14 protein-coding genes and 2 pseudogenes are annotated in these 14691 nt (G+C 58.2%); 7 read left to right on the forward strand and 9 right to left on the reverse strand.

The genetic code is table 11. From position 1 onward, the window contains the following. Window positions 1-9: 9 nt before the first annotated feature. The gene (locus tag JFU47_RS00485) at window positions 10-921 is read right to left on the reverse strand and encodes a bestrophin family protein (protein ID WP_201180169.1); all 912 of its coding nucleotides are present in this window, start codon (window positions 919-921) and stop codon (window positions 10-12) included. Window positions 922-1073: 152 nt separating this feature from the next. On the opposite strand from JFU47_RS00485, the gene JFU47_RS00490 reads away from it, so the two are divergent. From JFU47_RS00490 to JFU47_RS00505, 4 genes and pseudogenes are all read left to right on the forward strand, one after another. Then, the gene (locus tag JFU47_RS00490) at window positions 1074-2000 is read left to right on the forward strand and encodes a Gfo/Idh/MocA family protein (protein ID WP_201180170.1); all 927 of its coding nucleotides are present in this window, start codon (window positions 1074-1076) and stop codon (window positions 1998-2000) included. A 68-nt stretch (window positions 2001-2068) separates the two neighbouring features. Next, window positions 2069-2275 (forward strand): annotated as a pseudogene (locus tag JFU47_RS00495) (helix-turn-helix domain-containing protein); the annotation flags it as partial. Window positions 2276-2513: 238 nt separating this feature from the next. Further along, window positions 2514-3386 carry a DNA/RNA non-specific endonuclease gene (locus JFU47_RS00500; RefSeq protein ID WP_201180171.1) on the forward strand — a complete coding sequence of 291 codons (873 nt, stop codon included), beginning with the start codon at window positions 2514-2516 and terminating at the stop codon, window positions 3384-3386. Window positions 3387-3531: 145 nt separating this feature from the next. Further along, window positions 3532-3744: a hypothetical protein gene (locus JFU47_RS00505; RefSeq protein ID WP_274609973.1), complete on the forward strand. Its 213-nt coding sequence runs from the start codon at window positions 3532-3534 to the stop codon at window positions 3742-3744. Window positions 3745-3882: 138 nt separating this feature from the next. Here JFU47_RS00505 and JFU47_RS00510 read toward each other — a convergent pair whose 3' ends face one another. The 5 genes and pseudogenes from JFU47_RS00510 to JFU47_RS00530 all read right to left on the reverse strand — a co-directional run bounded on the left by JFU47_RS00510 (window position 3883) and on the right by JFU47_RS00530 (window position 9575). After that, window positions 3883-6099 carry a DUF3604 domain-containing protein gene (locus JFU47_RS00510; protein ID WP_201180172.1) on the reverse strand — a complete coding sequence of 739 codons (2217 nt, stop codon included), beginning with the start codon at window positions 6097-6099 and terminating at the stop codon, window positions 3883-3885. A 39-nt stretch (window positions 6100-6138) separates the two neighbouring features. Then, the gene (locus tag JFU47_RS00515; RefSeq protein WP_201180173.1) at window positions 6139-7137 is read right to left on the reverse strand and encodes a HupE/UreJ family protein; all 999 of its coding nucleotides are present in this window, start codon (window positions 7135-7137) and stop codon (window positions 6139-6141) included. Then, window positions 7137-8045: a peptidylprolyl isomerase gene (locus JFU47_RS00520; protein ID WP_201180174.1), complete on the reverse strand. Its 909-nt coding sequence runs from the start codon at window positions 8043-8045 to the stop codon at window positions 7137-7139. The genes JFU47_RS00515 and JFU47_RS00520 overlap by 1 nt, the downstream gene beginning before the upstream one ends. 326 nt (window positions 8046-8371) lie before the next feature. Next, window positions 8372-8497, reverse strand: a pseudogene (locus JFU47_RS00525) (carbamate kinase); the annotation flags it as partial. 151 nt (window positions 8498-8648) lie between these two features. Continuing rightward, the gene (locus tag JFU47_RS00530) at window positions 8649-9575 is read right to left on the reverse strand and encodes a universal stress protein (RefSeq protein ID WP_201180175.1); all 927 of its coding nucleotides are present in this window, start codon (window positions 9573-9575) and stop codon (window positions 8649-8651) included. Window positions 9576-9751: 176 nt separating this feature from the next. Between JFU47_RS00530 and JFU47_RS00535 the strand changes: the two genes are divergently transcribed. Further along, a complete protein-coding gene (locus JFU47_RS00535; RefSeq protein WP_201180552.1) occupies window positions 9752-9898 on the forward strand; it encodes a hypothetical protein in 147 nt (48 codons plus the stop codon). Window positions 9899-9915: 17 nt separating this feature from the next. Here JFU47_RS00535 and JFU47_RS00540 read toward each other — a convergent pair whose 3' ends face one another. Beyond that, a complete protein-coding gene (locus JFU47_RS00540) occupies window positions 9916-10818 on the reverse strand; it encodes a GGDEF domain-containing protein (RefSeq protein ID WP_201180176.1) in 903 nt (300 codons plus the stop codon). Between the two features lie 210 nt (window positions 10819-11028). Here JFU47_RS00540 and JFU47_RS00545 point away from each other — a divergent pair, with 210 nt between their 5' ends. Then, window positions 11029-11952 (forward strand): universal stress protein, encoded by a 924-nt coding sequence (locus JFU47_RS00545; protein WP_201180177.1) that lies wholly within the window; start codon window positions 11029-11031, stop codon window positions 11950-11952. A gap of 54 nt (window positions 11953-12006) precedes the next feature. Here JFU47_RS00545 and JFU47_RS00550 read toward each other — a convergent pair whose 3' ends face one another. After that, window positions 12007-12570 (reverse strand): GNAT family N-acetyltransferase, encoded by a 564-nt coding sequence (locus tag JFU47_RS00550; protein WP_201180178.1) that lies wholly within the window; start codon window positions 12568-12570, stop codon window positions 12007-12009. 223 nt (window positions 12571-12793) lie between these two features. Between JFU47_RS00550 and JFU47_RS00555 the strand changes: the two genes are divergently transcribed. Beyond that, window positions 12794-13705 (forward strand): universal stress protein, encoded by a 912-nt coding sequence (locus JFU47_RS00555; protein ID WP_201180179.1) that lies wholly within the window; start codon window positions 12794-12796, stop codon window positions 13703-13705. On the opposite strand, the gene JFU47_RS00560 is transcribed toward JFU47_RS00555, so the two are convergent. Beyond that, window positions 13695-14678, reverse strand: a complete 984-nt coding sequence (locus JFU47_RS00560) for a zinc-dependent alcohol dehydrogenase family protein (RefSeq protein ID WP_201180180.1) — start codon at window positions 14676-14678, stop codon at window positions 13695-13697. The genes JFU47_RS00555 and JFU47_RS00560 overlap by 11 nt on opposite strands. Window positions 14679-14691: the final 13 nt, after the last annotated feature.

A 14691-nucleotide genomic window follows, 5' to 3' on the forward strand; every position in this document is an offset into this window, starting at 1 on the left:
TTTTTTTTGTTAAATCACCGCTGCACTGGGGTCGCTGAGTTGATCGCTACTCAGTGAATCGCGTTGCATTGAGTGCAGGTTTTTTTCGATGGTTTCGCAGAGGGTTTCCATCTGGATCTGGTGTTCGCTGTCGCGAAACGGGCTTTGCAGGTCAGTGCCGATGCGTTCGATGGCCAGCAGCATGAAGCCCACCACTGTCGAGGCCAGCGGGGTAAACCAGCCCAGGGACTCTACTAGCCCCACCGGCACAATCAGGCAAAACAGCGAAATAAACAGCCGTGGAAAATAGACATAAGGGTAGGGCAGCGGCGTATTGGCGATCCGCTCCATGCCGCCCTGGCTGTTGGACAGATCAACCAGAGTCGACTCCAGCCGCGCCAGGCGAATGCTGTCCAGGCGCCCGGCCTTGTATTCCTGGGCCAGCAGAGCCGCGGAACCGTTGAGGATATCGTTGGCAAAATTATTGGTGGTGCCGCTGCGTGCGAACTCCCCGGCGGGAATAAACGCCTGTACTTCGAGCGGGCACGGCTGGCCCCTGAGATGCGCCGCCAGGCAATTTACGTACGCCACGTGACGGCGCAGCAGGGTTGACTTCATCGGATTGACCTCATTACCCGGATCATCCAGCAGCGTCAGTACTTGCCGCGCAAAGCTACGGGAGTTATTGACCATCGCCCCCCACAACGTGCGCGCTTCCCACCAGCGATTATAGGCACTGCTGTTGCGAAAACTGATCAGCACCACCAACGCCGAACCGAGCAAGGTCAGAGGCATCAGCGGCAGATTGATCTTGCTGTTGAGAAACAGCATGAAGTCCACGGTGACGGCTATATCCCAGAGCAGCAACCAGAACAGCGCCCAGCCCACATAGCCCATGGTCTTGATGATCAGGCGGTATTTTTTGATGATGGCGGCTTTCAAACGGCGACCTCGCGGTGAAGGGTGAGCATTGATGCCCTAGTTCGGACGGCGTTTGCGGGGTAAAGGTTCGGTGGGGGCTGCGATCAATGATCCGGGCGGTGTAACCTTGCCCGCTCGCTTACCCAGATAAGAAAAATAATCAGGAGTCATTGATGCAACCGATCCGTCTCGGTCTGGTGGGCTACGGCAAGATTGCTCAGGATCAACACGTCCCCGCTATTAATGCCAATCCCGCGTTCCAGTTGATGTCTGTCGCCACGCAAGGGCAGCCCTGCGCCGGGGTAGAGAACTTTCAGTCCTTGAGCGAGCTGCTCGAAAACGGCCCGTACGTCGATGCGATTGCGTTTTGCACACCACCGCAAGGACGATTCGCTCTGGTGCAACAAGCGCTGGCCGCTGGCAAACACGTGCTGGTAGAAAAACCGCCGTGCGCCACGTTGGGTGAAGCGATGGCGTTGGTGATTCAGGTTGGGGAGCAAGGCGTCAGCGGTTTGTTCGCTTGGCATTCACGCTACGCGCCCGGCATCGAAGCGGCTCGTGACTGGCTGGCCCGCCGCACCTTGCAAAGCGTACAGATCGACTGGAAGGAAGACGTGCGCAAGTGGCACCCCGGCCAGGCATGGATCTGGCAACCCGGAGGCCTGGGCGTCTTCGATCCCGGCATCAATGCCTTGTCGATAGCCACCCATCTGCTGGCGCTGCCGCTGTTTGTCGAGTCTGCCGAACTGCGAGTCCCCAGCAACTGCCAGTCGCCGATTGCCGCGTCCATCAAGATGTCTGACGCGCGCCACCTCGATGTCCGCGCGGAGTTCGATTTTGATCACGGTCATGAGGAACTCTGGAGCATCGAGATTCGTTGCACTGAAGGCATCCTGCGACTGGACAACGGTGGCGCACTGTTGAGTATTGACGGCGTGCGCCAAGCCGTATCGGAGGAGGGCGAGTACGCGGCGGTGTATCGGCATTTTCAACAGCTGATTGGCGACAAGGCCAGTGACCTGGACCTCCAGCCGCTGCGACTGGTCGCCGACAGCTTTTTTGTCGGCAGTCGGGCGTCGGTTGATCCGTTCTTCGATTAGCTCGCCGAGCGGCGATCAGGCTATTTTCAGGGATGATTTGGTGATGAAATTTGTGCACCGCATGAAGGCGTGCAACGCCTGCAAAGTACGTCGAGGACGTACGGGTCGAAGCGGCCAGTCGGCAAATAGAGCTGGGAAGGCGGTCGATGGAAGAGGTTGCGCGCCGATGCGTCTACCACAGTGTCGACGGGCTAAGAAAAGCCTTCGTGCGACGCATGGGGGTGAGTCCAAAGGAGTACGCGCAACGCTTCGCGCCAGTTAAGGAGCCCGCTTAGACATTGGCCAATAGAATCTAAACGCTGCTCAGCACTTATGTGACTTGTCATGGTCAATTAATCCCGCACGACCGTCAGCGGTCGTACTGCTCGGAGCCGACCGGATCCGCATCGGCATTTTGATCAAGGACAGTGAACGCATGCTCGCCGCAAGATAATCAGCAACCGCCGCCACCTGGTTCCGTGAATCGGGACTCGCCGTACGTTTACCCCTCAATCCAATTCGAAGATTAAAAGCATGCACCTACGCAAAATTGCAGTTGGGCTGTCGGCCCTTGTTTTGCTCTCGACCGGGGCAGAAGCCCGCAGTCTGCTGGATCTCCTCAAGCCGCCCACCCAGCATCAGGAACAAGCGTCCCACTCGGGCTCGATCAGCCAGAACGCGGCGCTGGACCTCTATTCAAACAAGCAGAAGCAGGCATCGTTCGACGGCTGTGCAGATCTGTTCCCGGCAGCCAAACCGATCAACATGGCCACTGTGCCCGCAACCATGAAACCCCTGGCCCTGTGTTCCGACAACTTCGCGGTGCTGTACTCGCAAACCAGCAAGACGCCGTTGGTAGTGGTCGAACGCCTTAATGCCGCCCAGCTGCAAGATGCCAAAGGGGAGGAGCGCACCAACCAGTTCTACCCGGACCCACGCATCCCCAAGAGTGGGCGGGCAGAGTTGAGCGACTACCGTAGCCAACATCCGGCCGTGGACCGTGGCCATCAATCCCCGGCAGCCGATGCACCGAACCCTAATGCAATGGCCCAATCCTTTGCGCTGTCGAACATGGTGCCGCAAGACCCCACCAACAACCGGAAGATCTGGAGCAAGGTCGAGGCGGATGTCAGAAAATTTGCCAAGCGAGCCGATGGCAATGTTTTTGTCTTTACCGGCCCGCTCTTTGACTCAGGCCACACCACCATCGGCGACAACAAGGTCTGGGTGCCGAGCCGCCTATTCAAGCTGGTTTACGACGCATCGTCCAAGCGTGCCTGGGCTTACGTACTACCCAACGCTGAAACCCGTATCGAGAGACCGATGGACTATGACGCTTTCGTGAAGAGTACCGGGCTCCACTTGCTGGGGAATCTACCGGTCACAGGTTCCGTAGGGCGCTCTTGATGGTTTGATGAATTGCACCTCAAAGGCTGGATGCAACCGATGGGGTGCTTCATTCACGGATAGATAGCGGCGGTTTAAAAGTTGCTGCGTGACATCGGATTTGCAAACGCTACTCGCGTCTTAAACAGTCTTTTTTTCGTAATGTATGTCTCGCCGCTGGGGGCCTTTGGCGGCATGGGGGCTGGTGCTGGTGCTTGGGGTCTACCGGTTTATTTCCGAGGGCGGGGCGTTGATCAATGTCATCGGCAATGGTGTCGCCACCCTGTTCATTGCCAAGTGGGAAGGGGCGCTGGACGAAGAGAAGCTAGCGGCCGAATTGCACAAGGGGTATGCCCGTGAGTTAGAAGCACAGCCCTGAACGAGTTGTCGCAAGACAGCCCCAAGACTGCTCAGTCCACGAAAGCTGAGTGGTTTTGGGTTTCTAAATCCAATGGTTTGGATCTTTCCCATCGCCGAGGGCAGTAGCACCTACACCGTCGATGGAACCCCCATCGCACTACTTGACCTCCTCGACCTCATAATTCACGTAGCCAAACTCGTTGCTGCGGGCCGTCATGTATTTGCCGTTTTGCTCGAATACCGTGGCCTCGAAGGGCGTGCCGCCGAGTGTCGTCACCAGATGTCCGTCCTTGATTTCATATTTGGCCGGCACGCCAAACTGGCCGTCATGCAGCATGTTCAGGTATTCCCCTTGTGCGGGCGGCTTACCATCGACGCTGGTGACCAGGCGTTGGCCGTCGGTGCCATAGATGATCTCGAAGGTCTGGCCGGTGACGGTATTGCGCACCTTGATGGTTTTGCCCACCACGTAGGTTTGCAACTGCTCGTTGGTGAGCGCTTTGGCCCCTTCGGATTTCAGTTGATCGATGGTTTTACCGCCTGCGATAGACTTGCTGTCCTCGGCATTCGGTGTGTACCAGATCGGCGAGGTCCACGCGCGTTCCTGGACGGTGGCCGAGACGCCGGCCGGCGGTGGTATTTGTAGCTTGGCCGCGTCGTAGGTACTCCAGCGCGGTGTCGGGATCTGTAGCACGCGGGCGTAGTAGAACGCGTGCTGCGCCGGATCGAAATCCGGATCGACCCAGACTTTTTTCAGCTCGGTGGCACCAATGGTATTGGTGTAAGTCGCCTTGGACACATCGACCGTCGACCCCACTGGCGGGATCTTGCCGGTGGCCTGGTCCGGTTGGCGATCACCGGACCAGGCGATGTCGTAGATCTTCTCGAAGGTCTGGCCGTTTTTGGTCCAGCCCTTGATGATCTGGATTCGGTCAAGGTTGCCATCGTCGGCATCCTTGACCGCCCACACCACGAAGGACGGCGCCTGTTTACCCGTTTTTGTCGGCAAGTCGCTGCCCATGGGAACGCCCTTGGCGTAAGCGGCATGCACCCAGTCTTTCTCGTTCCACACATTGCTGTCGAAGCCCCAGCCACCAAACAGGCGCACGGGAATGCGCACGCCGCTGGTGCCGTAGACTTCTTTACGCTTCATGGCATCGAAGATTGATTCACGGGTGTTTTCCTCAGCCCACACGCCAGCCAAACCCGACGTGCTGGTTTGCAAGGCCACCATGCCCGAGTTCTGTTTGCCGGAAATGCGCGCTGCCGGGGTGCTGTCGGTAAACCCGTGGGAGCCGAAGTTGTTGTTCTGCGAATAGGGGATGACTCCGTTGTGCGAGTCGCTGGCGCCGACCACGCCCATTTTGTAGGGGTTGTATCCGCGGGCTTCCTGCAGGGCCATGCCGTTTTGCCAGGCTTGCCTGATGTAACTGCCATTGAGTTTCGACGTGCTGTTGTCGATGCCAAGCAGGAAACTCATGATTTCGTAATTGGCAAATTCGTCGGTCGGCGACAGTTCGGGGTGGGTTTCGGAGGTGCCCTTGACCTGATGAATTTCGGTGAGGGATTCATTGCGCATCCGCGCTTCCGCCCAGGCGGCATCGATGGGGCGGCCACGCTCATCGACGTCCACCGGGAACATCAGGCCGTTGCTGAGGTTGGCATTGTGGGAAATCGCCAGCACCTCGTTGCCCTTTTTGCGTTGATCGTCCATCCAGCCCCACAGGTCGTCCGGTTTGTTCGAGTCGAGTGCGGTGAAGGGCAGGTCCGGCACCTTCTTCGAATCGCGGAAAAACACGTTGCGGTGCATGTTTTGATTATTGGGTGCCGAGGTCCATTCATAGGCGACGAAGGTGGTGAACTTGCCGGGCTTGTAATACTTGTCGGCGATGGCGATGTTCTGCTGCCAAATGTTGCCGGCAACCTTCGGATCAATCAGCTCCTTGATGGGATTGTTCAAGCTGCTGGCGATCCATTTGAACACCCGGTTGAAATCCTCCGGGGTTTTGACAATCAGCTTTTGCGCAATGGGCAGCTTGCTGAAGTCTGACTTCGGATCGTTGGCCAGGGCGATCACGCCGACGTATTCCGAATGGTCGGTCACACCATGGAAATCCAGCGGTCGGCCCTTGAGCTGCACTTCAAACCCCATCGGATGCTTGACCGGCATCCCAAGTGAGTATTGGTAAGCCTGCTCGGGATCGACCTGATGGTTGCCGATCAGGTAGGCATCAATCGACCAGGAGGTGTGGGAGTGCGTCTGGCCAAAGTAAACCTCTCGATCCAGGTTGCCCTCTGCCAATGCCAGCGTGCTGACAGTAAGTGCGGCGCAACCGATCAGTGCTGACGCGGTGAAGTGTGCAGGGGTTTTCATATTCCACGCCTCCGGAAAACGGCAGTGACAGGGTGAAACTCAGGACCAGAAACTCGAGACTCGTTCAAAAAACCAAAAGGCCGCCAACGTACCCAGCCCATAAGAAGCGATCGGTCGGGCATACAGAAGCGCGGGCCGTGGCAGTCGACAACGCAGCAACAGTGCGCGCAGGCTCAACACGACGGCGACGAACATCAACTGGCCGATCTCGACGCCGACATTGAAGGTGAACAGCGCCAGCGGTAGGTCACGCTGCGGCAAACCGATTTGCGCCAGCGCGCCGGCAAAACCGAAGCCATGCAACAAGCCAAAACAGAACGCCACCACCCAGGGCCACTGGATGGTGAAACTGGTTTCACCACGGTTCTTGCGGGCGATTTCCACCGCCAGCAACAGAATGCTCAGCGCAATCGTCGCTTCTACAGGCGGGCCGGGAAGCCGCACCGCACCCAATGTCGCGAGCGCCAGGGTGATGGAGTGGGCGAGGGTAAACGCGGTGATGGTTTTCACCAGCATCCAGCCATTACCCACCAGCAGCAGAAGGCCAAAGACGAACAGCAGGTGATCGAACCCGCCCAGGATGTGTTGGATGCCGTGGGCCAAAAATGCACCGGCCACCGAGAACGCTCCCGACGTGGCAGCAATGTCTATCCAGGGTTGCGCGGGGTGGACGAGGGTGGTCGTCAGGCTGCCGTCCAGGCGCGAGACACGCACCAGCACATCGGTGATGCTCGCTTGCAGACCGATGAATTCGATGCGTTGTCCGACCAGTCCTGTGGCGCCCGCATCAATGGTCCGGCGCTCGATCAGTGAATCGTTCAGTTCACTTTCAACCGGCTCAACGACAGTGCGCACACCGTCGGCAAACCTCAGCGCAATCGGCAAGCGCATGCCGGAAAGCACCGGCGTGCGCCACAGTACGTCATAGCGCCCGGCGGCCGTTTCGTTGAGCTCCAGGTAAGCAGGACGGGACTCATGGGCCATGGCCGTCAGCCCCATGAACCAGAGCAGCAACAGCAGCCAGACTCTGCACCTCATCACGGCGGCTCCGTTTGCGTGGCGGCGATTCCGCTGGTGGACGCCGGCATCATCACCACGACCTCATAGCGTGCTTTCAGCGCATCGAAACTCGTGCGTTTCGACTCGCTGCGTTGCTCGGACAACCAGTCGGACTTGACCTGCTGGGCCACGGTTTCGAAGGGCGGTGCCGGTGGCTTGGCCAGCGCATCAACCCACACCAGATGCCAGCCAAAACCTGACTCCACAGGCCCCACCCAACTACCCGGTGTTTGCTTGAACAATGAAAGGGCGAACTTTGAGCCAAAGACTCGCGCCACTTGATCCTGTGATTGCTCTGTGTAGGCGCTTTTAAACATGAAGGCATCGCCTTCACCACTGTTCTTGTCACTCAGCCCACTTAACGCGGTCTGAGCCTGGGCCTGCGCATCCGTACCGCGTTTGTCCAGCGCGAAGAACAGATGATGGAAGGTCGCCAGTGGTGGCGGGGCATATTGGTCCTGATGCTGGTTGTACCAGGCCTCCAGTACACCAAGTGCCGGTTCGCGAAGTGATGCGACATCTTCGGCGAGGAAATCCATTTTCTGCGCCAGTCGGCGGCGAATAATGGTGTCGTCTTTATCCAGGCCAAGTTTCAGTGCTTCGCGATAGAGGATTTCCTCTTTCACATATTCATCAATCAGGCCCTGCAACTGTTGCTCCGATGCAGGCCGTTGCCATCGTGCCAGCCAGGAAATCGCGATCCGCTGAACAACTTCAGGGGTGATTTCGATGCGTTGCGGATCTTGATTGACAGTGGAACGGTGCAAACCTCCGTACAGCAAAAAGAGTGCAAAACCGGCGATTAAAAAATGCAGTAACGGCTGGCGAAGGCATCGCTTTATTAACGAGAATCGAGATGCTTTAAGTTCGGAGACGGTTAAGTTCATGACTTATTGCCCCACGCTATACTCGAATAGTTTTCGAAGCAGAGTGGAGTATTGCTGCTGGACCGGAACTTTCCACCGAGGTTAATCACGATAAGCACTAAGTATTAGTCGCAATCGGATTAACCCATTCCCCGGGTAGTGCAGGTACGTGGCCGCACAGCCCGAGACGGAGCGTCCACGTGATGAACGGACTGCTTGTTTTCGCCGCGATCATCGAGGCAGCCACTGGCGTGGGGCTGCTGTTTGTCCCGTCTCTGGTCGGGCAGGCAATGACCAGGGAGATCACACATTGAGCTCCATCATCATCGGCGCCATCGTTTTCGCGTGCCTGTTCGCTGCCGCGCTGCTTGGGATGCTGCTACGCATACGATGTTGGCGCGCTGGTTGTCCGCGGTCATGGGTTCACCACGGCGGAGCAGGGCGTTACCGCCCAGAGCAATGACGATACGCATCGTAAAGTCCTTCTGCCAAGAGGTTGGCGACTGGCGCTTTCTCCTTCGCCGTTAAGGCAGCGCATAGAGCTTGAACCGCTTCCTGTTCGTGTCGCTGACGCCTCCCAGGTGCTTGTCGTATGCCTGCTCGATCTCACCCGAGCAGTACATTTCACTCAGCCAGTTCTTCCGGTGAAACCACCCACACGCTGCACGGCATTTTGTACAGCAGATGTTCCACCGTACTGCCGATCAGTCGACCAATATCACGATGGCCGACCCGGCCCATGACGATTACGTCGATGTCATAGGCGTCAGCGTAGCTGGAAAGAACCTTGGTCGGATTGCCCATGATCATGTGCTGGCGCTCTGGCGGGATCCCGTTGCGCTCTGCCAGTTCGCGGAAGGCATCGCCCTGTGCATCGAACAGCGTCTTGGCGGTACCTGAGGAAAAGAATGCAGAGGCGTTGTCGAAGCCGAACTCGTCGGCGCTGATCGAGGACAGGTCATGGGCATAGATCACATCCAGCGTCGCATTACAGGTGCTCGCCAGTTTTGCGGCCTCGTGCAGAATCCGGTCGTTGAAACTTTTGTACTGACCAGCACAATGGAACGGATCAACCGCTGCAACGATCTTGCGCGGGAGGGCGTGCTGCACATGACTGACAAAATGCAAAGGCACGGGGCATTCGCGCAGTAAATGAATATCAAGGGGTGTGAACATCAGGCGTGACAGCGGCGATTCGTACTCAAGTGCCTTGATCAGTGCGGCCATCGGCTGTTCTTTGAGGTGAATGAGGATTTCCTGCAAGGGTCTTTCCACCCAAACCACTTCAGTGGTGACCTGCACTCCGATTTTGCGTAAGGGACGGGCCTGTTCTTCCAGCCACTGGCGATGGCGCTCGACATACCCGAGGCGCATCTGCTCCAGCGCCTGTTCGTTGACCATGCTGGCGGTCGCCAACCCTTCGAGGTAATCGAACGCCACGATATGCAGTGCCGCCCCCGAAGCCTTCGCCAACGCCGCGGCCCGGTCGAACGCGGGGCTGTTTTCCATCAAGGGTGAGACGACCAGCATCAAACGTGATTGCTCAGACATGACAAATCTCCCGTGGGTAATCCAGAAACGCTTGTGCTCAATGGCAACGGTGCGTGTGGGCAGTGAAGCCTTAGGCTGATCCTGTCGCTGGCCGGGGAGGCGAGATTGATTTTTGTCAAACAGGCGGGGGATGGGAAAATACTGTCCGACGTGCGGTTAGTCGCGCCGAGCCCATCATGAAATGGTTGACCATTATCAGCCTCCGGTCCGTCATTGCGGGGAGCCGTTACGGCTATGCGATCAGCGCCATCGCTTCCGGGTTTGCTTCCAGTACCGTGACATTGCTGACGCTGGCGATGTGGGCGGGCACCTTGTTGCACTGAGGTCGTGCATTGAGTTCTCAATCAGAGGGTGGCGTCAGCAGGCTGAAACGGCAGGTATTGCCACCGGCTTTTTTTGCCTGGTACATCGCGCCGTCAGCTTGCCCGAGCAAGTCTTCGGCGCTGACTCCATCAGCGGGAAACAGGCTGATACCGACGCTTATGCGCATTTCGATACTCTGTGCCTCGATCATGAAGGGCTGATTGATGGCGACGATGAGTTTATGGGCCAAGGCCTCAAGCTGGCCGACTTGATCCATGCACGTGATCAGAATCGCGAACTCGTCCCCGCTTAAACGAGAGACAACGTCGGATCTGCGCACGGACCGGCCCAAGCGTTCGGCCACCGCTACCAGCAGCTTGTCTCCACAGGCGTGCCCCAACGTGTCGTTGACCGACTTGAAGCGATCCAGATCGATAAACATCAACGCCAACGACTGTTGATGTTTCGTGGCGTGGTCAATCGCCTGATCGAGCAGATTCAGAAACAACCTGCGGTTAGGTAACCCGGTCAGGGTGTCATGGAACGCCAGCTGCTGCATGTTGGCGCGCTCGTCATCCATCAATTTGAAATTGTGCAAGATGGCGATGAAGTGCGTCACCACGCCTTGATGATCGAGCACGGGGGTGATGACCTGATTGACGATACAGCTACCGCCATCCTTGCGTCGCTCGACCATTTCTCCCTGCCAGGTCAGGCCCGCCAGGAGCGTCAGCCATAGGTCCCGATAGAAAGTAGTACTTTGTCTTCCCGAGGAGAGCAGGTGCGGGGTTTTCCCCACCAGTTCCGGTTTGGTATAGCCACTCAAGAGGCAGAACGCTTTATTGATCCAGACGATGCACCCCGTCCGCTCTGTGATCAATACCGGATTTGTCGCAGCATCCAATGCTCTTACCAACAACTGCTGGTCATATTCGATCATTGCCCCTCCGACATTGCCATTGACGCGTTAAGCCTTGATTCAGGCTAGGGCGATGGAGGAGGGAATCTGTTGATCAAGATCAACCTTATCTGCCGTAATCAGGGTCAAACGGGACGTCGTTTCTGATAAAGATCAAGTCGCCTCCGGCAGGAACGCCTCAATCTGGATGCCTGTTCACTTCATCCAGATGGCTGCGTGCCGAGGTGTCCCATGTCGCAGACTCAGCGTTTACTGTTAATAGCCCCCCCAGCCATGACCCGCACGCCCGCGTTCGACCGCGCTGCCGCGCTGGCGCTCGCCATGCAATTGCCGTTGCACATCGTGGCGTTCGATTATTTGCAGGCCCTGGCGGTAGCCGGCCTGTTCGCCCCTGAACAAATCAGCCTGGCCCGGGACGGGTATTTGCAAACCCATCGGCAGTGGCTCGCGGAGCAAGCCGGGCTGATGAGCAAACACGGGGTCGAGGTCACCAGCGAGGTGGTGTGGGTACAGCACCCCTACGAGGAGATTCTGCACTTCGTCAATGAGATGCCGCTGACGCTGATCATCAAGGATGCCCAGGAAGAATCGGCATTGAAACGGGTGTTTTTTACGCCGCTGGACTGGCAGTTGCTGCGCGATTGCCCGGTGCCAGTGCATCTGGTGACCAATGCCCTCAACCCACGACCACGCAATGTGCTGGCCATCATCGATGTGCTGCGCAGTGAAGATCAGGACCACGTGTTCAACGACCAGATTATCGACGCCGCGACGAAACTGGCTGAACAGTGTGACGCTCGGCTTGAGCTGTTGCATGCCTTTGACTGGACGGCCGTGTATGCGCAGGACATCGGATTTGGTGCGCTGCCGCTGGCCACCGGGATTTATGAAGCGTTGGGCGTGGCTCAGCGCGACGCATTTGCGGCCCTGGCAGAGCGTCACGGCGTGCCACCGGAATGTCGGCACTTCATCGAGGGCGCATCGGTGTCGAGTATTTGTGAATTTGCCGCAGACCATCGCACCGATGTCATCGTAATGGGAACGGTGCAGCACAAGGGGTTGAACAAGCTACTGGGGACCACCGCCGAACAACTCCTGCATCGGGCGCCGTGCAGTGTGCTGGCGATAAAACCAGGCAAGATTCTGCAATCCTGAGAACTTGAATCGCCCCGCAATGAACCGTTGGCCGGCACATCGCGGGGCGATTTTTTACAGGGAAAGACGATGAATGACCTGACGGCTGTCATCGGGATCATTGTGCGTCTCGAAACCCAGGGATTTGGCCAGGTCGCGCATCGGTGCATTGCTGGAGGCGTCCACCGAATACATCTGTCGAAAGTTGTTTTTGCGAGCGGCCTTGATCAAATGCTCCATCAGTAATGTACCCAGCCCCAGATGCGCCCATTCATCGGCGACTGTCACGGCGCATTCACATTCATGCTCGCCCGTGGCCGCATAGCGGCTGACGCCGATCTCGATCAACTGGCCGTTTTCGTGGACCAGCGCGATATAGGCCATGCGCTGTTTGTTATCAGTGTCCATCAACTGATTGAGCATGGCGGCGCCGGGCTCGTTGATCTGTGCAAGAAAACGCATGTGCCGGGACTCGGGTGACAGGCGTTTGATAAAAGCGTATTCACGCTCGCGGTCTTTTTCCGCCAGCGGCCGGATCAGCACGTGACGACCATCCTTGAGCGCTTCAATCCAGTGTTGTCCGGTGACCGCGGCGTAGGCGGCAGCGGCACGATCATTGTGGTCTTTGACAGTGAGCATGGGGTGATCCTCCATCCGGTTTGAAAAGTTGGCACAGGGTGATGAGCCCCGCGGTTCATTCCTTTTTACGCCGCCGGCACCGCCAGAATCTGATCTGGATCAGAGAGACGTAATGTGGGCATTCATTTGCGCGTGTTTGATGTAAATCAACCTGGGGGAGTGGGCAACAAGCGCATCTTGAAACTTCCGGCGTTTAGCGACCGGTGTCGAGTCGAGGTGTGTGATGGGTCAATATCAACGTTTGTTGCTGATCGCCGACCAAACCCTGCATCAGTCCCCAGCCTTGCTGCGTGCCGTCGCGCTGGCCAAGGCGAGCGGGGCCGTGCTGGATGTGCGAGCCTTTGTCGAACCGGCGCCGATCGTGCATATGTGGGAAGAGAAAGTCGACGACGCAGGGTATCAGCGCTATCTGCGCCGCTATCGCCGCTGGGAGGTCGAAGAGGTCGAGCGGCTTAGCGGCCTGGGGCTGGAGGTGACGGTCAAAGTCGTTTTCACGACCCATCCGCTGCTGGACATTTTGAACGCGGTCGAAGATCTCAAGCCCGACCTGCTGATCAAGGATGTCACCCTTGAGCCTGTGCTCAAGCGGGTGTTCATCACTCCGCTCGATTGTCACTTGCTACGCGAATGCCAGATCCCCGTGCACCTGGTCAATCAGGCCCGTTACGGTTTGCCGCACCGGGTCGTCGCCGCGGTGGACCCGTTTGATCCGTCGACACAAATCAGTGGCCTGAACGACACCATCATTCAGAACGCCAACGCACTGGCCTTGCAATGCGACGCGCCGCTGCACCTGCTTTACGCCTATGACTTGTCGCCAGCCTTCAATGGCGATGCGCCGCTGGTCGGCGGTGGCTGGAGCGTGGACTACGTTGAGGAGCTGCGTGAATCCCTGCATCTGGCCTTCGTCACCCTGGCCGATCGTTACGGCGTTCCACCGGAGCGTCGGCATTTTGTCATGGGCCTGCCGGTGCCGGTGATCAGCGAGTTTGTCGAGCAATACCTGGCCGATGTGGTGGTGATGGGCACCGTGCACCGGGTGGGGATCGACCGATTGATCGGCAGCAACACAGAACGGGCGCTGTATTCGGTGCCGGGCAGTATTCTGGCGGTCAGGTCGCGTATCAGGGGGTGAGCACGATCGCGCCATTGAACCGACCGGCCCTCAAGTACGCCAGTGCCTGATTGGCGTCGTCCAGAGCAAAACGGGTGATGTCGCAGTGCACGGGAGTGTGCTGCAACTCTTCAAAAAACCTCGTGCCGTCTTCGCGGGTCAGGTTGGCCACCGAACGGACGCTGCGCTCGCCCCACAGCAGGTGATAAGGAAAAGCGGGGATGTCGCTCATGTGAATACCGGCGCAAATCACACAGCCGCCCTTGACTGTGACGGCCAGCGCCGCCGGCACCAGCGCGCCGACGGGGGCGAAAATCAGGCTGGCATCGAGCAGGTGTGGCGGAGGCTGATCCGAAGGGCCGGCCCATTCGGCGCCCAGTGATCGGGCATAGGCCTGGCCTTCGTTGTCATCCGGTCGGGTGAAGGCATACACCTGCTGCCCCCGGCCCCGCGCCACCTGAATGGCCAAATGTGCCGCGGCCCCAAAACCATAAAGGCCCAGGTGGCGTGCGCCTTTGGCCATTTGCAGGGCCCGAAAGCCGATCAGCCCGGCACATAGCAGCGGTGCCGCTTGAATGTCCGAGAGCACCTCGGGAATAGGGAAACAGAAACGCCTGTCGGCAACGGTGTACTCGGCGTAACCACCGTCCAGATGACAACCGGTGAACTGCGCTTGATCACACAGATTCTCCCGGCCCGAGCGGCAGAACTCGCACTGGCCGCAGGTCCAGCCAAGCCAGGGAACGCCCACCCGCTGGCCGATCCAGTCGGGTGTAACTTCGGCGCCCACTGCGGTGACTTCACCGACGATTTCATGCCCCGGCACCCGCGGCAGTACCGCTTGTGGTAACTCACCGTCCACCAGGTGCAGGTCGGTGCGGCACACGCCGCAAGCCAGGACTTTGATTAGCAGTTGGTGTGGGCCGGGTGTCGGGATGGGGCGTTCTTCCCGTTGCAACGGCTGGCCGGGAATATGCAGAACCATGGCACGCATGAGGATTCTCCAG

It is taken from the genome of Pseudomonas sp. TH39(2020), assembly GCF_016650715.1.
In the GTDB taxonomy this organism is placed as follows: Bacteria; Pseudomonadota; Gammaproteobacteria; order Pseudomonadales; family Pseudomonadaceae; genus Aquipseudomonas; species Aquipseudomonas mandelii_C.